The following is a 21,997-nucleotide window of genomic DNA, read 5'->3' as shown; positions in this document are numbered from 1 at the left end:
TAAACGTAAACAAGAAGAAGAAGAACGACTAGCTAGGCTGAAAATGGAACAAGAAGAACGACAATATAAACGTAAACAAGAAGAAGAAGAACGACTAGCTAGGCTGAAAATGGAACAAGAAAAGCTGAAAATGGAAGAAGAAAGTCGGCAAGCTAGGCTGAAAATGGAAGAAGAAAGTTTGAACAGACATGATACAAGAGAGTCACTAGAAACTGGGGTAAATGTTGGGGCTACCTTGCTCGATATATTTTTTAATTGAAATCTTGCACCCTTTCAATAAGGGGAAGTAGGCTATACAGCGTTCTAGTAGCATCCATGCAGAAACTTACGCTAAGGCTAAAAAGCAGATATAATAAGCATTTTAGCAATCCTTAAGCTGTTAAAGACTTTGAAGATAATGATAATAAAAGAGAGGGAGGAGAAGGCGAGCAACGCTCGCCTTTTCCTCCCTCTCCCCAACACACGATTATCATTTCTATTAAGAATATTTTGGGTATTTTAACTGACTGATAAAAGACGCTTTATCTTAACCTTTCACGAGTGGTAAATAGCCTACTGGTATGTTGAACGGGACGCTCAGTAAATGATTAAGTAGAAAATCATTATTATGAGCATCTTTTACTACTGATACGCTCAGTAGAAATTAAAACGGATAAATTTTATAAGGTTACTGTCGAGTTACAGTTGGTTTGCACCGAGGCAAAGACTGAGACTTGGGATAGGTCTAAGTAAACTTCAGTAGGTAAACAACGCAAGATAATCATCAGCAAGTCAGCCCTAACAGCCGGAGTGCAGCTGTGCAGAATCCGCTGCATCTCCGTATTAGTAACGCTTGTAGCAACTTCAGCTATATGCTTTAAGGCATCTTCTTTTGATGATTCCGATTCTGTAATCAGCATAGGGAAGTATTCACGAGCAAACCACCTTTCATCATCGCTGAGGTCTGTCAAATTTTTATTACTATCGCTATAAAGACTATCTAATAGCAGTAGTAATATTTTTTTGAATCTACGCCACCCTCCCCAACGCTGTGTAAATCGACTTACCCAAGCTTGGGAGATGTCTAAGATTTTGGCTATCGCCTGTTGGCCAATTTTTTGGTGCGACTGCCAAAGCTGGGTGAAAGTGTTAACTATGGCGTGTCCGGTCTGCTGGTCGCGGCTACCAGCTTCAATGCAGAATTCACAGGCATCAACAACTTCTAATTGCACCCCTGGCAGTTCCGCGAGGAGGAAACTGAGGTCATAATCAGCGCAGAAGTAGAATGTTAGCTTCTCTCCTGGGCGACGGTGGGCGCGTAGTCGGCCAATCTCTTGAATAATTTCAGCCCTCACCAACTGGATAAGATACTCTTGAAAAGTGCTGTTCTTATCTTCAAGGTTGACCTTAAAACCAGTCATCACCTGAAAATGTGCTGCCAACGTGCCGATATTTTGGTAGGGAATGCCAAAAGAAGCGATTGCGTCAGCGTCACTGAAGCGATTAACCCCACGACCATCGACAAAGTGGCCGTACTCAATCCGGTCAACGGCCTCTTGTGCCACTTGTTTCCACTCAATGATGCCCAAACGCTTGTGGAGTTTAAGCAAGGTTTCCTTGAGGGCGTTAACACGGGCAGTTAAGGAACGGGAGCGATTCTTGGAGAGTTTACCCAGCCCAGTGACGTTGACTACTGTTAAATTGCTGTAGTCAGGGCGTGACTGCTCGATTAGAAGCAGGGGTTCTTGGTAATTAAGCTTGACTTTCAACTGCTCAGGTGTGGTAGTAGCATCAAGGTAGATATTAAATTGGGCAGAATTAGCCAAATCTTGATACTTGGTATTAGGGCGGTAAATGCTCACCACACCCCATTTACAAGCCAAAAAACCTTCACCCTTCCAAGCTCCGAGGAAGTCAGGCAACCAGTACAAAGGCAACTCTAGAAAATCTCTACCCGCAAGTTTTGCGCTGTCCTTAACTAGCTTCTTGGCAGCAAAACGGGCGGCGGCACTTTTTTTAAGTTGTTGATCCGCTTGGATATCGAGAGAATCTAAATCAGCGAGAAAATCCAAATTAGGCTCTACTAGCTCCTGAATCCCTTCAACATCTAAATCTTGGGGGAATTCGGGTAAAAATGTCCTTAATGCCGCATCATCAAAGCCATAGCGAGAATCGGGCTGAATATCTTGGGTGAGCAATGAGCGCAAAGCTTGTAAAACTGGTTGAAGTTTTGACCATTGCTCAGGCGGTAAGCTTGTAGCCAGAAGACCTACGGTAGTATCAAAATCCTTCAACCTCAACTGGATTTCTCGCACAGGTTGAATGAGTGTACCTGCTTCTTCCCAAATGCGCCCCACTGTAAAAGGAATACCTGCCGCGTTAGTTAAAGTAACTGGTGTAGAGTCGGGATGCGCTCGGATAAGGGAGAAATTTTGAATTGCACTGCGTTTGAGATAGCGGAAGCCAAAACCATCACCATGAGCGAAACGGCACTGGTTTTGGAGGGGACAACCGTTACAGATAGGGCTAATAGAGCTTTCTTCAAAATCCAAACTAACAAAGTTTTTGTCACGGAAGCCTTCAAATAAATAACTTCGGTGACAATTGCCGATGGTATCAGGAGTTTCACCCGCTTTGGGGCGCAATTGAAAAGGATCGCCCATTGGGGTTGTGCGAGTGGGGTCGATTTTTAAGCCATTGTGCCGCACAGGGAGGTCAACGAAATTAGTCTCAATCGGCAGTGTTGAGGGGTTGCGGTGGTTGGCATCCTGGTAGATGAGTTTCTCAATTCCGAAAAGGGTGGCGGTGAGTTGACCAGCGTTGTGCGACTTGCCCAGCCCAGGATGAGAATTATCTAAAATCTGCGTCCACCCCTTAGAAATGGCTTCCACCCAGGCAGCAATATGCTCATCTGGTTGGCATTCAATATAGAGATTGCCTACACCTGTAAATTCGCTTCTGTGTGGGATATTGCCCTGCTTGTAAACAATTACCTGCCGGAAAGCGGCAGTAATTTCGGGTTCTGGCTTTGGTGCTGGTGGTGCTGAAAATCCCTTGGCAGCTGAAATAAACGGGGCGATTGCACGAAGTGCAGTGCCGGAGGCAATCGCCTGCTTTAATAAATTCTTGAACTCCGTCAAGTCTTCTCTGACTCGTCCTAGTTCCCACTGTTCGCGGCTAATCAGCCCTTGGTCACGTTGATATGGTTCGTACTGCCGTTGCGGGAAGCGAAAGCCGTACTGCTTGGCAATGTGAAACAGTGTTCCAATCGAGATCCCCCCACGTCGGAAACTGCGAATCTTAGCGCGAATGTTCCAGGTTGTGCCAGGGATAGAAGGCGACCACTTCTCAGCAATAATTTCGGCATCCGTTGGCCCGTAGTGGTTGACCAAAGCCATCAGGACTTGGCGGCATTCGTCGTAGTTGCCACTGCCTGGGGTACGTGGTGGGATGAATGATAGTGCGCTAGAGATTAGCTGCTCAGTGTCCCAGCCTTCAACGTCGGAGATTTCGCGGAACTGTTGACGGCGTGACTCAATTTCTTTGATGCGCTGCTGGTATTCTTCCCTCTCCTTGTGCGCGATCGCAATCGCTGAACTTACCCACTCGGTTGGTAGAGTAGCTTCGGGGTTGACTATGAGAAATTCGGCATCTGTGTTGCCGTAGAATACGCGAGAAGCATCTTTACAAGCTGGGTCATGCGGTAGCTGCTGCATGAGAGAGCGCGTACAAGCTTCTACCGTGTCAGCACCCTCAACATATTGGGGCAGAAGAAAAATCAACCGAAATTTATGCCAGTCGGGTTTGTGACTGGCAGTGGTGTAGAGTAAAGCGCAATGTTTTTGAATGAAGGGATGGGCTAACGCTTCTTCAAGCGTTAATTGGTGCTTGTAAACCTTGATAGAATTGCCGTTAGAGTCTTTAATCGGCTTGCCTTCTGCATCACGGGCAACATCAGAATTATCAATGTCAAGTAGTAGCCAGTGAGAACCGATAACGTTAGCTTTACTCCGCCATTTACCACCCAATAACCCAGCACAAATAGCGTGACCTGCTTTAATGCGCTGCTGGACATCGGCTAGAGTGCCTTCTGTATCTTGGAAGTTGGCAGATAGCTTTTTAAAGTCCCAATCTTTGTTAGAGCCAGTGGCGTTAAACGCGAACTTGATTTTACTACCAACAACCGGCTCAAGTTCTGTGTTCGCAGCAGAAAAAGTTTCTGATTGGGCTGCTGATTGCGCCAATACTGAGTTGTTAAATTGTTGTAATGGTGACATGAGAGCTATTCCTCCTGAAGTGTGTTGGAGGAATTGGAGCTATCCCGAAAGTAATCTTATATACAAGCGTTCAGAAATCTAATCACGTAAAATTCCTAAGTTGCCGTTTTTTGTGTAGCCAGTGTTACAATTGCTTAACACTCCAAAACGTTTGATAAGATTACTATTAGGGATATTAATTAGGCGACCAACCCAATTCCCCAATTCCAATTGAATAGAAATCAGAAAACCTCGGTATCCCAACGGGACACGGGGTTTTCACTTTTTAGCCTATCTGTACTTGGCTAACCAAGCCCTGACAAACTCGGTTACTTCCTCCTCTTGAATAACAAACGCAGTCCCTTTTCGCCTGAGAGCGAGAATTCTCATGCTTCCTACCTCTGAATAAAGATGGTCATTGTGAGTTTGAACCGCCTTGGTAGGAGGCCATAGAACTAAAACTTTTGCTGTGGGAGTTTTCTGAGCTTCCCTTGAGGACATTCCAAACAAGTCTCTGTTCTTGTTGAGCCACTTCTCATAATCTGCCAACTCAACCAGTGGGCAGGGTTTCCAGATTTTGAGTGCATTCTTGTCTTTACGCTTGACCTGCAAAACCTCTCTGGCTTCGTTGTAGACAATCTCTCTCTCTCCTTTTGAGCGAATGGAAATAAACAGGTGAGTTTTTCGTGGAAATCTCACAAACAAGTCGATAGGGTTGTTGGACTCTACCTTAACCACCGGAAAGACTTGTATACCCTCGCTTTTAAACTCATCCAAAAGCAGGGCTGTTAATTTTTCCAACCGCGCAAATTTTTGAGTTGCTACCAACGGCTTGTAAGCCAATCCAAAAAGTAACCAGCCCAACGGATGAACTATGCCGCCTGTACCAAGCGCAGCACCACTAGCTGCTAGAGCAACAGTGGATTCATAGTCTTTCGCCTCCCTAAGCATCTCTAACGCCGCTTCATTGTGCGGCGGGAGTTGAAAATCGGGTTGTGGGTCTTTCACAGCTAACATGGCGAGATCAACATTAATAATGTGAAATTAGCACTTCCTTTACCGATACTAATGCTTAACACTGCATTTTTAAATCAATAGCCATTTATTAGAGTTTTTATCCAGTGTTGGTAGGACACAGAAGTTAAAAACCTCAGACCTCTGGTTTTTCCTGCTTTTGAGATTCCGATTTTTTAGCACCTCTAGCCGCTATCGCTTCACCAAGCAGAATAGCTGCCATTTGACTTTTAGTCCTCATCTCTTCATTAGCAATCTGCTCTAGTGCCTCCCAAGTTTCATCTGGAATAATTGCATTTAACTTTTTGCTCATTAAGTCAGAACTCGTTTGCTCATCTGACATCATGATATGCTCTCTTGCCCGATCACATACGATCTTATCATCTAAAATCACATCATGATGTGATATGATGTGATTGTCAGCCAAAAGCAGTCACCCAACAAAGGCAACAGAAGCCAGAAAGTGAAGTTTAGGCTTGCCAAAACCTGGATGCGTGGATTTAAGGTGATTCAACCTTTAAGTTCTCAAAACCCAGAGAAACAAAGACTTTTACCAACCATCAGAACCATGACAATCACATATACCAATGCCACAAATTGGCTAGTTCAAGCAGAGTTGCTTGCCAATTCCGGGCTAACTGACCTCACAGGAGGTAAAGACGCAGGAGCAGGATATGGCAAGGCAATCATCGGTGATTTTTCTATCATGATGCCAGCCGCATACTCACTTGTTCGTAACCGCAACCTCATGCACCACGAAACCATATCTAAAGATGGGGCATGGGTGCGATATGTAGAAGGAACGCGGCTTGATTTAAAAGACGTTCAATTTTTCTGGGGCAGTGCAGCAATCGCACAGGCTGACCACACCCTACTTCATGAGGACAAGTCCAAAAAAGCAGAACTGGCACTAGAAAGCATCCTTGCAGATTTGGCAGTTCTCAATATTCCCGATGGTGTCAAGCTTTCAATTAGTTTGAGCAACCACAACCCAGAACGTTGGGGCCAAGAGATTAAACGCAGAGTATCAGGAACTCACACCTTTGAGCATCTGCATCCTGTAACTCGTTCTATTGTCACCAAGACAGTTGAAATCGCGGTTACTGGCATTTATCCCGAAGGGTTTGGCAGCATTGCCCACTGCTTATTTGGTGAAGCATCCCTGGTGCTTGACCCCTCAGAATTAGCGATCGCTCTCGATATCGGTTCATCAACTTGGTTGATTACCGTGTTCAACGGCAGTGGTGCAGTGATTGACCGTCACCTGATAGAGGGTGGAGCCGGTGAACTACACAGCATGATTGCAGAAGCACTCGACAAGCGAAACGACCATATCAGCTTAATTTCCAGGGACGTGAAGCATTCACCCACCTTAGTTAACCAGGGGATTGTGTCAGGAACCTTCACTTATGGAGGTAATCACCTCACAGTTAAAAACTTTGAGACAGAGTACAGCCAATGTCTGGACGAATGGTGGAGCAGCAGAATTGAGAAATTCGCCAACTTTGTAACGAATGGCAATTACCTAGACAGAGCGAAATACCTTGTCGCCTGGGGTGGTGGTGTGGCTATGCCAGTAGTGGATCAGAATCTTGCCGACTTGGGATTTGTGGTATTACAAAATCCCCAATTCATCAATGCTTTTGGCTTAAAGCTATTAACTGAAATTGCAACAGGAGCTTAATTAATGAACTACGAATCTCGGCGTATAACCATCTCGTACCTAGCAGTTATTGAACTGTGCCAGATGTTCAATATTCCTCACGATGCGCCTACACAAGCCCTATCAGCAGCAGTAGAAAAGTTGATTTTTCAAGGTGGCGTTGGTGTGCAGACATCTCCAAAAACTCAAAATTCTTCATCTACACCAGCAGCAATTCAACCGAATAAGACCGGACTAGCTTCTATGGCTTCTCAGTTTAAGGGAGTGGCTTCATGAGTAATCTAAGCAGAGTCTATGACTCAACCCTACTAACCAATTCCAATGTCTACCAAATAGATAGAACGCTATACCAGTACCTTTTTAAAACAGGGACAATCCAGCATCCAAAATATCACTTTAGACCTCTAGCAGGTCAACTACTGAAGGCTGACTTATTGCTCAATCACAAGGCTTTGACTACTCGCTGTTACGAAGTTTCAGGTATGTCTACTAATGCGAGTGTTATCAGCCAAGAATCACTGCAATTATCAATTTTTTGAGGTGAATATGAACACTCAACCACTACCAGAATTGATTGCACAAGCCCAACAATTAGTAACTCAAATTCGGCAGCATCCACAATATCAACGCTTACATTTTGATTGTGACGTAACGCTTGGAGATGTCACCCAGTTTTTCAACACTCTGCAATGGTCAGCCGCAGATTCAACTGTGGATGTTTCAAGAGAAGGCTTTTTTCAGTGATGGGAGAGCGATTGCAATGATTGGCCGTCGGTGCAATCGCCCGGCTTTGTTGCACCCAGTACAACACACAAGGATTGTAACAAGATGAATAACTCCAATCTATTCTACGAGGCATTAAACGCGCTGACTAACAATGGATGCCCCTTAGATTTGGCACGATCAGCAGCATCCATAGTTGCCAATGATGACCCATTTCAACCCGATTTAGGCAGAACACCACAGCAACAGCAAATCATTCAAGAAGCACTGCCATACTTGCCTACCGGAATTTATGACCAATTTCAAACCATCGATGAAACGCCAAACCCTCTCACACATGGGCAATTCTTAGGGAATTTTGGGGGAGAACTGCCAGACGAAACCATTTGGAGGCTGGCAGAGGGCGATTCTACAGCATTGAATGATATTACTTCATACGCTACTCTCGACAGAGCCAGCAGCATCTTCACCAGACTAGAAGAACTAGGAGCGTGGGATTAATGAACCGAACAGTAAAACTCAAACTCTCTGCACCCATCACCTACGCTGCCTTACATTCCCTTTCGGGAATCAGCCAAGAAACTGTATTCCAAGCCCTTGACGGTAATAAAACCGCAGCTGCAACTGTAGCAGATTTTAGAATCAAGCAAACCCAACGCGCCCAAAATGCCTCTTCTGTATTCGGCAACCTATCACAAGGCTTACAAGCAACTGAAGCAGTGATGACAGAAGAAACCAAGTTTCTCACTGATGCAGGTGCAAGTATCAACAAAATGGCTGATGGTTGGTCAAAAGTCAGGGTCAGTGATGCACGTTTAGGGTACGGCTTAGAACAGAAGGTTATCGCCTCTAACAACCAAATAGCTATTGAACAGTTTCGCCACTCTAGGACACTCAACTTATTGGGGGAATCGCACCGCACCGAGCTACGAGGGATTGAGATTGACGCGACTAATGCCAGAACTCAACTGTGGCAGAAGGTAAACGCTAAAAAATCAGATTTGACCCCTGGTGATAAAGCACGGGAAACACTAAAAGACATCCACAGGCACGGTTCAGCAGCAATGCGGGGGGTGCAAGGTTTCTTTAGACGGTTGATTGACTAACAAGTGAATAAACCCCAGGTCTAGACCTGGGGTTAGCCATAATGAAGTGTTTATTATGTTAACCAAAAATCAAAACCAATCACCCATTTATTTCGATGCAGAGATTGTTGACGAAAGCAGAGAAATTATTGACCCTCAACAATACGACAGCGAAAAAGTACAGTCAGAGATCGCCCAAACCGATGGCGGCGTAACTGTACTTCGTGGGATTGCTCAAGGTGCAGTGTTAGTAGGCTTTCAAGTCACATCAACGCAATCGTTGTATCTAGCTCTTAGTGTTGGGCTGTTCCCCGCAGTAGTGGCAGGTTTACCCGTTGGGCTTTCTGTTGCTGCCACACTCTGTTATTTGCGCTTTGACAATAGTGTGATTCCCCAGATTGCCGACCGTCAAAAGTTTGGGCTTGGGGTAACTCGTACCCTCATGCTGGCTACAAGTTCGTGGAAGTTAACCACTGATGCCCAACAGATGGACTTTGTAGCTCGTAGCAGTTTTTTGGGAGTCACCCAACAGGTAAAGCAGTATGAGGGGATTGAGTCACCAAAACAAACTAATTTCCCCATAATTCTCAGCTTGGCCGCAGTCGTGGCAGTGATTCTAGCTTTCTATTGCCGTAAGAGATGACTATGGACACCATACCATCTGATCTCAATCAACGCTCATACAGCTTACCACCGCGTCTAAATCTGGCAATCATGGCATCCATAACAGGCGCGGTGATTTGTGGCATTGCTGCCCACGTTGGCGACGGCATCTCAAAGAAAGAATTGTGCTTTTACCCTGAGTCGGCAAGGGTTTATGACGCACCAATCCAAGCAGGTATCGGCAACCCCGATAAATTGCTTTTGGCTAACAAGTATTGTCGCTACGAGCAGCGATCGCTTCTTCCCGACCCCTATTTAAAGGCTAACCAGTACCGGACAAGCAACCCGAACTATAACCCTTGGGCATTCCTCCAACACGAGAGCCTGTACGTCTTTCGCTCACTCCCGGCAGATAACCCGTTTAAGATTCATTTGGGCATTGGTGCAATGGTGTTAGGGGCAATAGGTTTGTGGGCCACCAGCAGGGCAAGGGATTATTTAAGCGATATTAGACCGCACTACCGAGCTACCAAACTCTTTGTTGGGGTCAAGGCTAATTACTCAGTAAAACTGGGTGAGCAGTTGCTTGAACTATCTGGAAATGAGTTGATTAAATACCTACGTGGTATCAAAATCGCTGAAGCCAGACAGCAGTTTATCGCCTCCATCACCCCAGCGCAAAGTACAGCCTTACTCATGGCTATGAATGCTGATGATTACTATGAGTTTGGCTATTTGCTAGATGGTGGTGCAAGCTTTGAGAAATTTGAGCAACCACAATTACCACACGGCACACCGGGAACAGTAACCGAACAAGTGCAGCAGCCAGTTATCGCCAACGGTGACGGTGATAAAACCGCATGGGTACAAAACCTCATCAAACAAACTGCCCTTATATGGGGCAACCAAGGCTCAGGTAAATCTTGGCTGGCTCGTTATGTTGCAAAGAAGAAAAAAGAAGCTGGCTACCGTGTTGTTGTGCTTGACCCGGACAGCAACCGCGCGGAATGGCGAGGGGTTGAAAGTTATCATTCCTGGTCAGACATCGAACAGCAGATCCGCGACTACGTTCAAGAATTAGAAGAACGTTTAAAAACTTTCAATAATTCCTCAATGAGTGAAGACCAATGGCGACAAAAACTGTGGTCTGAAGGTAAAGCTTTATCCCTAATTTGTGAGGAAGCAACCACATATAGCGATTTTATTAAAGATGAAGAATTACTATCAAAGTTTGGCAAGTTAGCACTGACTAAAAGCCGTAAACAAGAGATGCCTTTAACTGTGGTTGCTCACAACAATACTCAAACGTGTTTATTTGGAATTAAAGGCTTGCATAATCTTGTTTCTAAAATGCTTCAAGTTGAATGTTTGGCTCTAGTTGACCCAATTACATTACAAGCTAAGTCAACGGGTCTTGCCAAGGTAAAACTCGATAGTTCTAATGAATGGCTTGATGTTAATCTGCCGACTATGGCAGCTAAAATATCTGATTTCAGTTCCCCTACACCAGCAGCCGAGTCTAACCCTAACCCACCTATCGATAAAGCTACTTTAGAGCGCATTTATGAACTGGAATTTAATATCGGTAGCAAGGCAGAATCCACCCAATCACCAAAGAATAAAATCTCCCCAATGGCGCAAAAGTTGTATGAATATCTTACAAGAACTGAGCGAATTGAAGCTGACGTAAGAGAGTTCAAAAGTAACTTTAAAGTCAACTCAGAAAGATTTTCTGTAGAGCAAATCAAGGGCTGGATGTACGAAATTGTGGGGGCAGGGTTAGCAAACTGGATAAGTGACGGTGTTATCAAGCTCAATCAAATTTGATGGTGATTGGTGTAAGAGTGTCTGCACCCACTAGCCCCCTTTTTTCGCGGACACGTCTACTCCAGACACCACAGACACCCAAGCGACAAACCCTTATACGGCGTAGACACCACGAGACACCACCCTAGACACGACCCAGACACAAGCGTGTCTAGCTGGTGTCCTTAAGACACTAATAATTTTGCAGTCATTTAATCAATTATCTATCTCCCAATCCGAGATCACTAAGTTATTAATACGTTGAAATTCTCTAGTGTTATGGGTGATGAGGGTTAAGTTATTTGTTAAGGCGATGGCGGCAATTTGTAAGTCATACGCTCCAATGGGAGTGCCTAATGCTTCTAATTGAGAGCGAATTGTGCCAAATGTCATTGCTGCTATATCGTCAAAAGGTAGTGATATGAATTGGGCTAAAAATTGTTGTTGTAAGCTAAGATTTCGTTGGAGGTTAGCACTTTTCATTGCCCCATAAAATAGTTCAGCTTTCACGATTGAGCAAACAGCAATATCTTTAGTGGCAGTAGATTCTAATTTCTGTTTTAAAGTGGCATTTTTACCCCGCAAATAGATAATGCAGGTGTTAGTATCTAGCAGGAATTTCACAGTATTGGTTCGCGTTCTGGTTGTTGTCCTTGGGGGTGGCGAAAGAATGTTTCATCTTCGATACATCCATAGAATTGAGGCTGGGGATATTCTCTAATGAAGGTTGGTTTTTCTGGTTGTAGGGACTCAATCAGGGTTCTTAGCACTTGGCTCAGGTCTAATTCTTTAGTGAGTTCAGCCAAGGGAGTTTGATGTAGGGATTCTATAAGTTTATTTTGTTGGTTTGGCTGGGTGTTGTTATTGTTTGTAGTCAGGCTTTGTGCCAGGATTTGGATAATATACAGTTTGTCGTTAGGTGAAAGCTGAAGTAGTTGCTGTTCGAGTTCTGGGATAACCATTACGGGTTTTTAGTTGAGGATAATTTTATTTTACTTTCAGCATTTAAGGTAAGGCTCTTAACCTTGCTCTTAATGTCACTGATAGCAACGATTTATCAGCCCTTGATATAGAAGAAGTATAGACAGTTGGGCAAGCCGCAACATGACCCGCTTCATATTGGGTAGGATCTTACCTGTTTTTGGTCATCGTGCTGCAAGCATAAGCAGGTTTTATTGCTCAACGAAAAAATAAGGGTTTTGGCGATTGGGATTGATAAGTAGAAATTGATGGCTGGTGAGCGCGCTGGGGAGCCTAACGAAGATACAATACTTTGGGGGTGTGATTACACGTTTTACAGTTTTGGTGTAATGCCCTAAAAGGTAGTAAAAATGAAGGTTAGCGGCAACGGACAGGGCAAAATACTAAGCCAAGAAGAACTAAGGCGATTGTTCACCGAGGGATTTCTTAGCCCTCGCGATCGCGCTCTGTTTGGCATCTGCCTGTTTACTGGTTGTCGCGTGTCAGAAGCGTTGGCCCTTACTAAGACTGATATCAAATCAGGAACCATCACTTTCCGAAAATGTACCACGAAAGGCAAGTACAAAACACGGGTTATAGACATTCCACCAACGCTATCAGCCATACTAGCTCTGTACCAACCCAAAGGGGCGGTAATGTTCCCTGGCAAGCGCGGTGTAACTGAGCGTTTAACCCGATTCATGGCAGACAAGATTTTACGTGATGCCTGCTCCCGGATTGGAGTAGAAGGAGTCAGCACCCACTCGTTTAGGCGAACTGCCCTCACGCAGATGTCGAGCGCGGGGATACCTTTGAGAACTATTCAAGAGATTTCTGGCCACAGTGACCTGGGGACGTTGCAGCGTTATCTGGAGGTTACGCCAGAGCAGAAGCGAAAGGCTGTTTCGGTGATTGGGTTTTGAATACTGAGCTAGTGCTATACAACGCAACTGGCACTGTCGTGGTGGGGTTTAGTGAAAGCATTGCGCTTATACGCTTATTGGAATGTAATCCTACAGATAGGATACTAAAAATTTGTTAAGATCAAGTAAGGCGTGTCAAGCTTAAACCTATGACTAGTGTAAAGTTTAACACGACATTGTAAGTTGTAACGCTAACAACTTACTTTAGAAAGAATTCACCTTTTGACATATTGGGACTAGTTCCTAGCTCCTTCCAAGTTGCCATTAGTTGCTGAGATTTGCACTCAGAGCGGCTTGGAGGATTTTTATGTCTATATCGAACCAGCCTCATTTACCAATAGAAAATCAGATACTGGCTGCACTGTCGGCTGCTGAGTATCAACGCCTAGTTCCCTACCTAGAGCGAGTAAAACTTCCACTTCAGCAAGTCCTCTACGAAGCAGGCGAACCAATCACACACGTCTATTTTCCTCATCAGGCGATCGCTTCTTTAGTCTGTATCCAAGAAGACGGCTCGACCGTTGAAGCTGGTGTGGTAAGTAGTGATGGTATGGTGGGTCTTCCTGTTATTTGGGGCGGCGGCACTACAACCACAACCGCGTTTATACAGGTTGCAGACGATGGTATGAGGATGAAGGCAGAGCAACTAAAAGCCCAGTTCCATCGGGGCGGAGAGCTTCAAAGTTTGCTGTTGCGTTATACCCAAGCACTGTTCACGCAGGTGACACAAACAGCAGCCTGCAACCGTCTGCATACGATAGAAGAGCGACTTGCCCGTTGGTTGCTGATAGTCGCTGACCGTGTGCAATCAGATCAATTCCCTCTGACTCAAGAATTTATCGCTCAGATGCTGGGTTGTCGCCGCGCTGGTGTCACAGTGGCAGCTGGCACACTCAGCCGTGCTGGAATGATTAGCTATAAGCGTGGAAATATCGCCATCCTGAATCGGTCAGACTTGGAAGATACATCTTGTGAGTGTTATTCCATCGTCAAAAACGAGTATGCTCGGTTGCTAGGGACACAGAGCTAGCTGTAGTCAACTGCGGTCAGCACAAAACCAATGCCACGCAACGTTGTAGCTCTGTTGGAGCTAGTCGTGTCTAAGAAAAGCTTTGCACTTAGGAGCTTCAGTGCGGAACTGTACCGACTCCTTATGTGAAGCGGGTGTAAATTTAAAGCTATCTAGATTAATGTCATGTTGATTTTTTAATAAAGATGTTTAAAAGCAGATAGTTAGCGCTCTGGTTTTAAAGGCTCCTAATTGTGATGACCAAATAGGAAGTTTGTCTATGTTGTCAAAAATTTCTTTCAATTCATATTTAGAAGAGAGAATGCTTTTAGAGCAAATACCGCCAAGTAAATCGCCATCTGTTAATGATTTACGGGTACTTGTTGTAGATGATAATGATGATTCCTTGTCCTTAGTTACGTTTATTTTTGAAGATTGCCAGGCAGAAGTCAAGACAGCAACATCAGTGGATAATGCCATACAGGTAATAGAACAGTGGAAACCTGATGTTGTGATCAGCGACATCGGTATGCCTGGCAAAGATGGTTATTCACTAATTCGCTTCATTAGAAATAAAGAAGCGAATTGTGGAGGGTTTCTTCCTGCCGTGGCTCTTACAAGTTATGTATATCCGGAATACCTTAACGAAGCAATGGATGCAGGGTTCCAGTCGGTTATTTGTAAGCCTTTTGAGCTTTATGAGCTAGTTGCAACAGTGGCATATCTTGCACAACGAACTTTCCTTGAGTAACCCCAAATGAAGCAGGAACTATTTTTCCAACGCACAGGAGTATTGCAGGAGCATTTAGCAGATTTATACCAAACTGCTACTGTATTGCCTTGGATACCGTCACAAATACTACCGCAAGCTTTTCAGGAACTGCATAACACCTCAAAAAAATTGCAGTTGGCGGTGGAGGAACTATATCAACAAAATGAGGAACTAATACAAACACTAAATTATTTAGAAACAGAACACCAACGCTATCAAGATTTATTTGACTTAGCACCATCGGGTTATTTAGTCACTAATGCATCAGGTACGATCCAAGAAGCTAACCAGATGGCAGCTAAATTACTGAATGTTGACAAACAATTTTTAGTAGGTAAGCCAATTACTAACTTCGTTCCTCTGGAAGTTAGTCAGCAAGTTCGTAGCGAAATCAACCGATTATCTGAATCGGACAGACGCACAGAATTGTTAGTACGCTTGCAACAAGGTCATGGCGATACCTTTGATGCTGCTTTAACAGTCGCAGTTGTTCGCAATCAACAGGGGCAGGTAATATCTCTTCGGTGGGTCATACGTAATATTAGTGAACGTCAGCAATGGGAATTGCCAGAAATCAATAGTATCAGCAGCTTTATTAGAGAGCGCCGCTTATATAAATATTCTAAAGGAGACAATATCTCTCTCAACCCGCTACAAATTTTATATGTTTGTCAGGGTTGGGTCAAACTGAGTACTTTCTGTGAAACAGGTGAAGAAGTGCTGATAGGCTTGGTAGGAGCAGGAATGATCTTTGGCTCTAGTATGACCTCTCTGAAGATTTACCAAGCAATAGCCCTATCCGAGGTGGAGTTGGTATCAATTCACGTGTCAGAGATAGCAACTTCTCCTAGCCTCAGTCATAATTTTTTACCAAGAATCAATCAACGGTTGCAGCAAACAGAATCTTTGTTAGCCATTTCTGGAAAGCGGCAGGTAGAAGAACGCTTGCACTATTTTTTGGAATTTCTCAAACAAGAAATTGGTGAACCTGTGCCAGAGGGAACGCGTTTAAATGCTCGTTTGATTCATGAAGATATTGCTAGCGCTTGCTGCGCTAATAGAGTAACAATCACACGATCTCTGAGTAAATTGAAACAACTTGGTTTAATTAGTTTTGATTCTCATAAACACATGATCTTGAAAGATTTTAATTGCTCACAATAACCTCCAGGCGCACAATTGTGCTTGGAGGTTCTCAATGTCAGTATCTAAAGTGCCTCATGAGCCTAGAGAAAATCGGCTATGTTTTACAAAAGATTAGTTTCTCTACTCGCATAAGAATGAAGAAAATCTACCTGTTTGTCAAGAAATATAATTATTTTTGTCGTGAATCATTCTGAACCCACCAAACCAGGGTTTTCAGTCTGAGTTACAGATGTAATAATGTAATTATGTAATTAAATACAGATGTAATAAAGTAATTTATTACATTATCTCTTTAGCTCCTCCTCAACTAGAGCAATCATATACTCCTTAATGGTCATGCCCTTTTTAGTAGCGCGGATTTTAATCTCCTGGTGCTGTGCTTCGGTTACTTCAAAAGTAACGCGCTTGCTTTTACCGTTGTTAGCTTCTTCTCGAACTGTAGAATTAGCCAATTCAGCAGCATTGCGACTTTCCACCCATGCTGCTGCTTCTTCTTGAACAGATGTTTTCTGAACACTTGGCTTTAAACTTAATTTTTGTGATTTTTTAGCTTCTGCCATGATTCGTTTCCTCTGTTGCTTCTAATATTTCCTCAACAACTGCTCGTACTTCTAAGCTGGCAGCACTTTTCGGGGCAGCTTCCAAAACCGTACTCCCAATATTCAAACACTCAGCAAATGCGACCCTTTGACTTATCTGTGCTTTCAGCACTCTTAAGGGATATTCCGCTAAAACTTCTGTCACCTCTCGCCCAAGAGCAGTGTTCACTATTTTTCTGTTGATTAGAAATGCTGCTGTTAGGTCAGGTTTATATATAGTGGCCTCTTGTACTAGTTCTACTACCTCATGCACTGCCCACACATCCAAGGGGGATGGTTGCACAGGAACCAGCACAAAATCCACTGCCATGATTGCTGATCTGGTTAAGTCAGAAACTCTTGGCGCACCATCAATGAAAACAAAATCATACCCCTGCGATAGTTTGGGCAATTCTTTGTGCAAGATAGGACGATCCAAACCAATGACACTAAATGGAGCTTCACCATTACGTGCTGCTGCCCAGTCGCGAGTTGAGCCTTGAGGGTCAGTATCAACTAGTAACACTCGATACCCCTTCATAGAAAAAGCATGAGCCAAATGGATGGATACTGTGGTCTTGCCACTGCCCCCCTTTTGGTTCAAAACCGCAATTTTCATAAATGTGTTTTTGTAAAAATGTAATTCATTACGTTATGACAAATTCTAGAAACTGGCAATACCAAGCTTAACGCCTAAATTACAAATTTACAAATACACAAAATAGCATTTTTACAATTGTAATTAATTACAAATATACATTCGTAGCTAGAAATTGATCATTTCTACAAGTCATGGAGTCTCAGTAGTTTAAAGTTAAATTAATTACAGCATATTCTCAGTTAGTTGTAATTTGAAGGGAGAACTAAAGCATAGATTTAAACTTATGATTTCTTTGTTTAGCTCTAAATTTATTGATGATATTTGAAAAAGTAAGAAACAGAAGTAAGAAAAATTTTAATGAGGCTGTTAAAAGGCTTGAAGAACAAGGGTCTTGAGAGCCAATGTCTCGCAAGCATCTTGCGCGGTCGGGGCTGGGGGAGCTGGGGAAGCTGGGGAGGCGCTTGGGAGAAAACTGCGATCGCAGGAGCGACCGCACAAGGAAGTTGCGCCGAATAGGTGGGTGAAACTCTTAATAAATCAAGCTTTTTAGCAGAGTAATAAAATTTTTCTTAACTCGGTTTCTTACTTGTGCCAAACTTTATAAGTAATTGTTTAATTTTTAGTCGTACTGCATAAATTCAACTCTATTTAAGCCTGTATTGATATTGAGTTGCTATGTTGGTGCTATAACGTTTAAGAGAAGTTAATAATTTTAGTTCCATCGGGCATAGTGGTGTTACAGAATATAGCTCCAGCGATTCTAGGATTATCGATTCCACCAGGCAAATCAATCGAAACACTACTCAAGTCAACGTTAGTCAAGTTAGCTCCAGTCAGACTAAAAGAACTAAAAATAGCTCCGGTCATTTGAGCATTGGTCAGGTCAACCCCCGACAAGCCGGTATCAGCCAAATAGGCTCTAGTCAAATTAGCTCCAGTCAAATTAGCCCATTCAAGCGTAGCTCCACAAATGGAAGCTTTAGTCAAGTTGGCTCCACTAAAATCAACCTCGTCGAGTTGAGCGCAATCCAAATTGGCTCCACTAAGATTAGCCCCACTCAAATTAGCTCGGCTCAACTTAGCCCCATACAAAGTCGCTTCGCTCAAATTGATTCCAGGCAAATCAGCGTCTTCCAGCATGGCTCCACTAAGATTAGCCCCAGCAAAATCTCTTTCAAGAGCAGCATATCGCTCTAGCAGTTCTTCAGCCGTCATAACTACCCCGCACTAGAATCAATTAATACTATCCTTTTCAAACTTACGCTCAGTGTCGTCTTACCAAGATTTAAGAACTCGTTGCGAATCATGCGACGAAGTGGAGTCTTCGGGGCGGGCTGGCAAATTTTGTTGGCCCTACTAGAAATCATTCTGCCCGTCCCGAAGACCGTATGAGTCGAGCGATAGCGGCAACGAGTTCGTCGGCGCAACACGACTCATCGACTAAAACCCCTAGAGCGTTGCTTCTGCTCAAGGATTTCTCTCTGCTTCGCTTCAATCAAAATCTCATTCCAAGTAAGGCCCGATGGTTCAATTCTTTTAGCCTGGGGTAGCATTTTTTGAACAACTTGCGCCGTTTCATTACCTTGCGAATCGTTATTAAATGCTAAACCAATTCTGCTAACATTCTTGAGATATTCAAGGGGCAAGTTATTCGGATCATTGACTGCCATGTACATTGTTTTTACTGGCGGTAGCCCCTTGTATGTATGCCTATCCATATCTGCTAGTGACAGTGCATCAATGGGGGAGTCGCACAAAAATACTCTCTCGATTTTCGAGTCTGCTTCTCCACCCAATTTTAAGTGAAACCACCCCTGTGAGCTTACGCTGTTTTCAGGGTATTCCATACACCGATTGTCTTCTCGATGGGTATCCCAAACCAGTGCGCCTGACTTTTCACCGTTGAGATCACGCTTAATAAACACCACACGATGCTGCTGGTCGATGTAACCTAACCCCTGGCGTTGTAATGGCTCTACAAGGTAATTGGTTAAACCGCGTTTTTGAGTGAGGTAATTTTGCAACACTGGGCGCAGGCTTTCATCTTCTGCCGGGGGCGTAAACTGGGGTTGATTTTGTTTGAGTTCAATCTCTTGAAGAAACTTTTCTAACTGCTCAATTGGCAATGGTTTATCAGGAATCACCAAAAGTAGGTTAATGCGCTCATCATCACGTTCTGGCTGGTAGTCAATACTTTTATGTTTTTGTAATCCTGGGAATGTATAGGCAGGCCCCAAGGAAGTACCGCTAAATTTCTGGTCATTCCACGAGTAAGAGATGCCTTTACTTTTTCCATTGCGTGTTACACCGTGACGTACTTCTACACCCAACAGTTGCAATCGTTCTATCAGTTGGGGCATGGTTGGCTTATCTATTGTGGCGCGGTCGATTAGTTCAATTAGTTGGCTTTTAATTGGCTTTTGGGGAACTGTTTCTCTTAAACCCTGCTCATACTCGCGTTGTTCTCTCTCAACTCGTTGCTGTTGCCCTATACTTGGTGCGCGGTGAAGTTTTTCTTTACTGCTAATAGTCTGCTGTAAACTGTACTCCAGTTCTAGCTGCCGAATGATTTTTTCTGAGCGTACATACTCCCAGCTATCACGGGTAATCTTGCCGTCATCTAAACTAATTCTGCTGGCGCAAATATGAATATGATCATGGTCGCGGTCGCTGTGGCGGTAGATGGCATATTGGTTAGCTGTGTAACCCATCGCTGACATATATTTATCTGCAATCTCGCACCAAGTATCATTGTCTAGTTGTTCACCTGGGCTGAGTGATAGCGAAACGTGGTGAACTACTTTCAGAGCTTCTGGGTTCAGTTGTCGAGACAGTCGAAATTCTCTTGCTAGTTCAGAGGCATTTCTGCCAAACATATTACCGCCAATTAAACACGAAGACTCTTTGTTTTCGAGATAGTTCAAGAGTCCGCGAAAGCTTTTACCTTTGGTTTGGTTGCCAATCATATTTAATCCCACTCCTCCGAATCATCCTCATCTATTTCCTCATCATCGTCATCAATAGTTTCGGTTTCAATAGAGGATAGCTCTCGACCAATTTGTTGTAATAGATTTCGCAGTTGTTCTAATTGTTCTGGTGATGCTGGTGGTCGCACTCCCATTTTTATGGCTGCATTTGTAGCTCTGGTTAGCTGATTAATATTATTGCCGATGCGAACTAATTCTTTATACGTTGCCAAGGTGATTTTACTCAGTCGTCTTGGCAGTGGTTTTAGTAATGCGCTGCGTCTTGTGAACTCTGCCACCGATAGTCCCGCGTCTTGTGCTTTTTGTTTTATCATTTCGTGTTCGATTGCATTAACACGAGCTTCCAATGTCTTATTACGAATCAGGTTTTTTGACAGTTTGGGACGCATAACTGCAACAATTAGAGGGGGTTTCCAAAGCGGGGACACTTCCCCCTTTGGCAAGCCTGTCGTCCGAGCGCAGCGAGGTTTGCCGCAGGCAAAAGGCACGGCTTGCTTCTAGCCGATTTGCGGGGAGAGCTAGAAAACCAGAGAGGGGCAGAGTCGGCGTAGCCGGAGGGAAAAAATCAGCAGCGTAGCTGAGTATAAGTAATATATCAGCGTAGCTAGTTGACTGCAATCATACAGTAGTAAAGTTAAATAGTAATGATGGCGTAGTTCAAGTAAAAGCCAGATGTCAGCGTAGCTGAATTAGAGCGACGGCGTAGCAGTCGCTGATTGTAAACTCTAATCAGCATTTGGAAATCTAGTGATGGCGTAGCCACAAAAAGCAATATTTTAGCGAAGCTTAACGGCGAACGTACAGCAGCCACACTCTATTTAAAATCAGTATTTGAGTGAATGACAGTTACGGCGTAGCCACTGCGGAGCAAAATTTAATGGGCATTCACTATGCAGAAAATCAAGTCATAATTCAACAGAATTTTCTGTCATCAAATAGGAGAGGATAAGTAGTTAATCAATGATTATTTCTAAATCTAACAACAATGGGTGAGCATCAGAATTAGAAGCAATTACTAAGGGTAAGATTGATAAGGCCATCGAGCTGCTAAAGGGACAGAAGCCAAAAGAACGAGAGGATATATCAGAAAGAGTTGCCGTGAAGAAAATGAGGCGATATATAGAGAAGCTTACGTCTGATAAGTATGGCTACACTTCCGATGAAGTTTCAGAGATGCTGAAAGGTCTAGGCATTAACTTGAGCGGCAGCAGAATTAAATATTTGTTGGGTGAGATTAGAAAAAATACTCGCCGCCAAAAGACAGACTCAAGGGGCAACAGTAGTACTTTATCAAATCCGGCTACTGAAACTCAGCCAACGGTGGTAAATACTGCGATTGAAATTGAGCCACCAGTGGAAAATACTGCATCAGTTCAAGCTAGTAGTGAGCCGGAGAAATCAATTCTAATAACCGTTTTCAGGAATAACTATTTAACTCTCTGTAGGGATATATGGAAACTTTCAGCAATCTTGAAGTAAAGATTATGGCTGCTAATAATGTTTTCGGTAATCTCATAAGTTGGTTAGAAACTGGGTTTTTAGCATTTTTCCATTTGTTAGGAGATGCTGGTAAAGCTTTAATTAATGTTTTCGGTAATCTCATAAGTTGGTTAGAAACTGGGTTTTTAGCACTTTTCCATTTGTTAGGAGATGCTGGTAAAGCTTTAATTAATGTTTTCGGTAATCTCATAAGTTGGTTAGAAACTGGGTTTTTAGCATTTTTCCATTTGTTAGGAGATGCTGGTAAAGCTTTAATTAATGTTTTCGGTAATCTCATAAGTTGGTTAGAAACTGGGTTTTTAGCACTTTTCCATTTGTTAGGAGATGCTGGTAAAGCTTTAATTAATGTTTTCGGTAATCTCATAAGTTGGTTAGAAACTGGGTTTTTAGCA

Annotated in this window: 27 protein-coding genes; 16 read left to right on the top strand and 11 right to left on the bottom strand. The window is 43.5% G+C overall.

Features of this window, described 5'->3' with window-relative positions; all coding sequences use genetic code 11:
- Positions 1-259 (top strand): hypothetical protein (locus AC5JL8_RS33200; RefSeq protein WP_495883948.1); only part of this gene is annotated, 259 nt, incomplete at its 5' end.
- A gap of 400 nt (positions 260-659) precedes the next feature.
- On the opposite strand, the gene AC5JL8_RS33195 is transcribed toward AC5JL8_RS33200, so the two are convergent.
- The 3 genes from AC5JL8_RS33195 to AC5JL8_RS33185 all read right to left on the bottom strand — a co-directional run bounded on the left by AC5JL8_RS33195 (position 660) and on the right by AC5JL8_RS33185 (position 5,676).
- The gene (locus tag AC5JL8_RS33195) at positions 660-4,256 is read right to left on the bottom strand and encodes a PriCT-2 domain-containing protein (RefSeq protein WP_495883947.1); all 3,597 of its coding nucleotides are present in this window, start codon (positions 4,254-4,256) and stop codon (positions 660-662) included.
- Between the two features lie 270 nt (positions 4,257-4,526).
- Positions 4,527-5,252, bottom strand: coding sequence for a hypothetical protein (locus AC5JL8_RS33190; RefSeq protein ID WP_495883946.1), 726 nt, complete (start codon positions 5,250-5,252; stop codon positions 4,527-4,529).
- A 133-nt stretch (positions 5,253-5,385) separates the two neighbouring features.
- Positions 5,386-5,676, bottom strand: a complete 291-nt coding sequence (locus tag AC5JL8_RS33185) for a ribbon-helix-helix domain-containing protein (protein WP_495883945.1) — start codon at positions 5,674-5,676, stop codon at positions 5,386-5,388.
- Positions 5,677-5,712: 36 nt separating this feature from the next.
- Between AC5JL8_RS33185 and AC5JL8_RS33180 the strand changes: the two genes are divergently transcribed.
- The 8 genes from AC5JL8_RS33180 (at position 5,713) to AC5JL8_RS33145 (ending at position 11,150) form a co-directional block, all read left to right on the top strand.
- The gene (locus AC5JL8_RS33180; protein WP_495883944.1) at positions 5,713-6,933 is read left to right on the top strand and encodes a ParM/StbA family protein; all 1,221 of its coding nucleotides are present in this window, start codon (positions 5,713-5,715) and stop codon (positions 6,931-6,933) included.
- Between the two features lie 3 nt (positions 6,934-6,936).
- Positions 6,937-7,188, top strand: coding sequence for a hypothetical protein (locus AC5JL8_RS33175; RefSeq protein ID WP_495883943.1), 252 nt, complete (start codon positions 6,937-6,939; stop codon positions 7,186-7,188).
- Entirely contained in the window at positions 7,185-7,451 is a 267-nt protein-coding gene (locus AC5JL8_RS33170) for a hypothetical protein (protein WP_495883942.1), read from the top strand. Before AC5JL8_RS33175 ends, AC5JL8_RS33170 begins: the two co-directional genes overlap by 4 nt.
- Before the next feature lie 7 nt (positions 7,452-7,458).
- Positions 7,459-7,656, top strand: a complete 198-nt coding sequence (locus AC5JL8_RS33165; protein ID WP_495878436.1) for a hypothetical protein — start codon at positions 7,459-7,461, stop codon at positions 7,654-7,656.
- An 84-nt stretch (positions 7,657-7,740) separates the two neighbouring features.
- Positions 7,741-8,136, top strand: coding sequence for a hypothetical protein (locus AC5JL8_RS33160; protein WP_495883941.1), 396 nt, complete (start codon positions 7,741-7,743; stop codon positions 8,134-8,136).
- Positions 8,136-8,741: a hypothetical protein gene (locus AC5JL8_RS33155; protein ID WP_495883940.1), complete on the top strand. Its 606-nt coding sequence runs from the start codon at positions 8,136-8,138 to the stop codon at positions 8,739-8,741. The genes AC5JL8_RS33160 and AC5JL8_RS33155 overlap by 1 nt, the downstream gene beginning before the upstream one ends.
- A 55-nt stretch (positions 8,742-8,796) precedes the next feature.
- Complete coding sequence (locus AC5JL8_RS33150) at positions 8,797-9,363, top strand: hypothetical protein (protein WP_495883939.1); 567 nt, start codon at positions 8,797-8,799, stop codon at positions 9,361-9,363.
- Between the two features lie 2 nt (positions 9,364-9,365).
- Positions 9,366-11,150, top strand: a complete 1,785-nt coding sequence (locus AC5JL8_RS33145; RefSeq protein ID WP_495883938.1) for a P-loop NTPase family protein — start codon at positions 9,366-9,368, stop codon at positions 11,148-11,150.
- 195 nt (positions 11,151-11,345) lie between these two features.
- On the opposite strand, the gene vapC is transcribed toward AC5JL8_RS33145, so the two are convergent.
- Both vapC and AC5JL8_RS33135 read right to left on the bottom strand, forming a co-directional pair.
- Positions 11,346-11,753 (bottom strand): type II toxin-antitoxin system tRNA(fMet)-specific endonuclease VapC, encoded by a 408-nt coding sequence (gene vapC / locus AC5JL8_RS33140; RefSeq protein ID WP_495883937.1) that lies wholly within the window; start codon positions 11,751-11,753, stop codon positions 11,346-11,348.
- Positions 11,750-12,091: a hypothetical protein gene (locus tag AC5JL8_RS33135; protein WP_495883936.1), complete on the bottom strand. Its 342-nt coding sequence runs from the start codon at positions 12,089-12,091 to the stop codon at positions 11,750-11,752. Before AC5JL8_RS33135 ends, vapC begins: the two co-directional genes overlap by 4 nt.
- 369 nt (positions 12,092-12,460) lie before the next feature.
- Here AC5JL8_RS33135 and AC5JL8_RS33130 point away from each other — a divergent pair, with 369 nt between their 5' ends.
- The 4 genes from AC5JL8_RS33130 to AC5JL8_RS33115 all read left to right on the top strand — a co-directional run bounded on the left by AC5JL8_RS33130 (position 12,461) and on the right by AC5JL8_RS33115 (position 15,957).
- A complete protein-coding gene (locus AC5JL8_RS33130) occupies positions 12,461-13,012 on the top strand; it encodes a tyrosine-type recombinase/integrase (RefSeq protein ID WP_495883935.1) in 552 nt (183 codons plus the stop codon).
- A gap of 307 nt (positions 13,013-13,319) precedes the next feature.
- Positions 13,320-14,042 carry a Crp/Fnr family transcriptional regulator gene (locus AC5JL8_RS33125; protein ID WP_495883934.1) on the top strand — a complete coding sequence of 241 codons (723 nt, stop codon included), beginning with the start codon at positions 13,320-13,322 and terminating at the stop codon, positions 14,040-14,042.
- A 259-nt stretch (positions 14,043-14,301) separates the two neighbouring features.
- Positions 14,302-14,772, top strand: a complete 471-nt coding sequence (locus AC5JL8_RS33120) for a response regulator (RefSeq protein ID WP_495883933.1) — start codon at positions 14,302-14,304, stop codon at positions 14,770-14,772.
- Between the two features lie 6 nt (positions 14,773-14,778).
- Entirely contained in the window at positions 14,779-15,957 is a 1,179-nt protein-coding gene (locus AC5JL8_RS33115) for a PAS domain-containing protein (RefSeq protein WP_495883932.1), read from the top strand.
- A 266-nt stretch (positions 15,958-16,223) separates the two neighbouring features.
- Here the strand turns inward: AC5JL8_RS33115 and AC5JL8_RS33110 are convergent, their stop codons facing one another.
- Complete coding sequence (locus AC5JL8_RS33110; RefSeq protein ID WP_495883931.1) at positions 16,224-16,499, bottom strand: plasmid partition protein ParG; 276 nt, start codon at positions 16,497-16,499, stop codon at positions 16,224-16,226.
- Complete coding sequence (gene parA, locus AC5JL8_RS33105) at positions 16,486-17,136, bottom strand: ParA family partition ATPase (protein ID WP_495883930.1); 651 nt, start codon at positions 17,134-17,136, stop codon at positions 16,486-16,488. The genes AC5JL8_RS33110 and parA overlap by 14 nt, the downstream gene beginning before the upstream one ends.
- A 373-nt stretch (positions 17,137-17,509) precedes the next feature.
- Between parA and AC5JL8_RS33100 the strand changes: the two genes are divergently transcribed.
- A complete protein-coding gene (locus AC5JL8_RS33100) occupies positions 17,510-17,668 on the top strand; it encodes a hypothetical protein (protein ID WP_495883929.1) in 159 nt (52 codons plus the stop codon).
- Positions 17,669-17,811: 143 nt separating this feature from the next.
- On the opposite strand, the gene AC5JL8_RS33095 is transcribed toward AC5JL8_RS33100, so the two are convergent.
- The 4 genes from AC5JL8_RS33095 to AC5JL8_RS33080 form a co-directional block, all read right to left on the bottom strand.
- A complete protein-coding gene (locus AC5JL8_RS33095; RefSeq protein ID WP_495883928.1) occupies positions 17,812-18,333 on the bottom strand; it encodes a pentapeptide repeat-containing protein in 522 nt (173 codons plus the stop codon).
- 218 nt (positions 18,334-18,551) lie between these two features.
- Entirely contained in the window at positions 18,552-20,084 is a 1,533-nt protein-coding gene (locus AC5JL8_RS33090) for a relaxase/mobilization nuclease domain-containing protein (RefSeq protein ID WP_495883927.1), read from the bottom strand.
- A 2-nt stretch (positions 20,085-20,086) separates the two neighbouring features.
- Positions 20,087-20,593, bottom strand: coding sequence for a plasmid mobilization protein (locus AC5JL8_RS33085; RefSeq protein ID WP_495883926.1), 507 nt, complete (start codon positions 20,591-20,593; stop codon positions 20,087-20,089).
- Positions 20,594-20,739: 146 nt separating this feature from the next.
- A complete protein-coding gene (locus tag AC5JL8_RS33080; protein ID WP_495883925.1) occupies positions 20,740-20,916 on the bottom strand; it encodes a hypothetical protein in 177 nt (58 codons plus the stop codon).
- Positions 20,917-21,203: 287 nt separating this feature from the next.
- On the opposite strand from AC5JL8_RS33080, the gene AC5JL8_RS33075 reads away from it, so the two are divergent.
- Both AC5JL8_RS33075 and AC5JL8_RS33070 read left to right on the top strand, forming a co-directional pair.
- Positions 21,204-21,584, top strand: a complete 381-nt coding sequence (locus AC5JL8_RS33075) for a hypothetical protein (protein WP_495883924.1) — start codon at positions 21,204-21,206, stop codon at positions 21,582-21,584.
- Positions 21,585-21,589: 5 nt separating this feature from the next.
- Positions 21,590-21,997: hypothetical protein (locus AC5JL8_RS33070; protein ID WP_495883923.1), on the top strand; the 408-nt coding region annotated here is incomplete at its 3' end.

Source organism: Mojavia sp. (genome assembly GCF_059505145.1).
Note: the sequence above shows the minus strand (reverse complement) of the source record. Positions and strands in the feature narration are given on the sequence as shown.

Coding starts and splice junctions, on each gene's coding strand:
- AC5JL8_RS33195 (WP_495883947.1), bottom strand. CDS start 4,256: ATGTCACCATTACAACAATTTAACAACTCAGTATTGGCGCAATCAGCA.
- AC5JL8_RS33190 (WP_495883946.1), bottom strand. CDS start 5,252: ATGTTAGCTGTGAAAGACCCACAACCCGATTTTCAACTCCCGCCGCAC.
- AC5JL8_RS33175 (WP_495883943.1), top strand. CDS start 6,937: ATGAACTACGAATCTCGGCGTATAACCATCTCGTACCTAGCAGTTATT.
- AC5JL8_RS33170 (WP_495883942.1), top strand. CDS start 7,185: ATGAGTAATCTAAGCAGAGTCTATGACTCAACCCTACTAACCAATTCC.
- AC5JL8_RS33165 (WP_495878436.1), top strand. CDS start 7,459: ATGAACACTCAACCACTACCAGAATTGATTGCACAAGCCCAACAATTA.
- AC5JL8_RS33160 (WP_495883941.1), top strand. CDS start 7,741: ATGAATAACTCCAATCTATTCTACGAGGCATTAAACGCGCTGACTAAC.
- AC5JL8_RS33155 (WP_495883940.1), top strand. CDS start 8,136: ATGAACCGAACAGTAAAACTCAAACTCTCTGCACCCATCACCTACGCT.
- AC5JL8_RS33150 (WP_495883939.1), top strand. CDS start 8,797: ATGTTAACCAAAAATCAAAACCAATCACCCATTTATTTCGATGCAGAG.
- AC5JL8_RS33145 (WP_495883938.1), top strand. CDS start 9,366: ATGGACACCATACCATCTGATCTCAATCAACGCTCATACAGCTTACCA.
- AC5JL8_RS33135 (WP_495883936.1), bottom strand. CDS start 12,091: ATGGTTATCCCAGAACTCGAACAGCAACTACTTCAGCTTTCACCTAAC.
- AC5JL8_RS33130 (WP_495883935.1), top strand. CDS start 12,461: ATGAAGGTTAGCGGCAACGGACAGGGCAAAATACTAAGCCAAGAAGAA.
- AC5JL8_RS33125 (WP_495883934.1), top strand. CDS start 13,320: ATGTCTATATCGAACCAGCCTCATTTACCAATAGAAAATCAGATACTG.
- AC5JL8_RS33120 (WP_495883933.1), top strand. CDS start 14,302: ATGTTGTCAAAAATTTCTTTCAATTCATATTTAGAAGAGAGAATGCTT.
- AC5JL8_RS33115 (WP_495883932.1), top strand. CDS start 14,779: ATGAAGCAGGAACTATTTTTCCAACGCACAGGAGTATTGCAGGAGCAT.
- AC5JL8_RS33110 (WP_495883931.1), bottom strand. CDS start 16,499: ATGGCAGAAGCTAAAAAATCACAAAAATTAAGTTTAAAGCCAAGTGTT.
- parA (WP_495883930.1), bottom strand. CDS start 17,136: ATGAAAATTGCGGTTTTGAACCAAAAGGGGGGCAGTGGCAAGACCACA.
- AC5JL8_RS33095 (WP_495883928.1), bottom strand. CDS start 18,333: ATGACGGCTGAAGAACTGCTAGAGCGATATGCTGCTCTTGAAAGAGAT.
- AC5JL8_RS33090 (WP_495883927.1), bottom strand. CDS start 20,084: ATGATTGGCAACCAAACCAAAGGTAAAAGCTTTCGCGGACTCTTGAAC.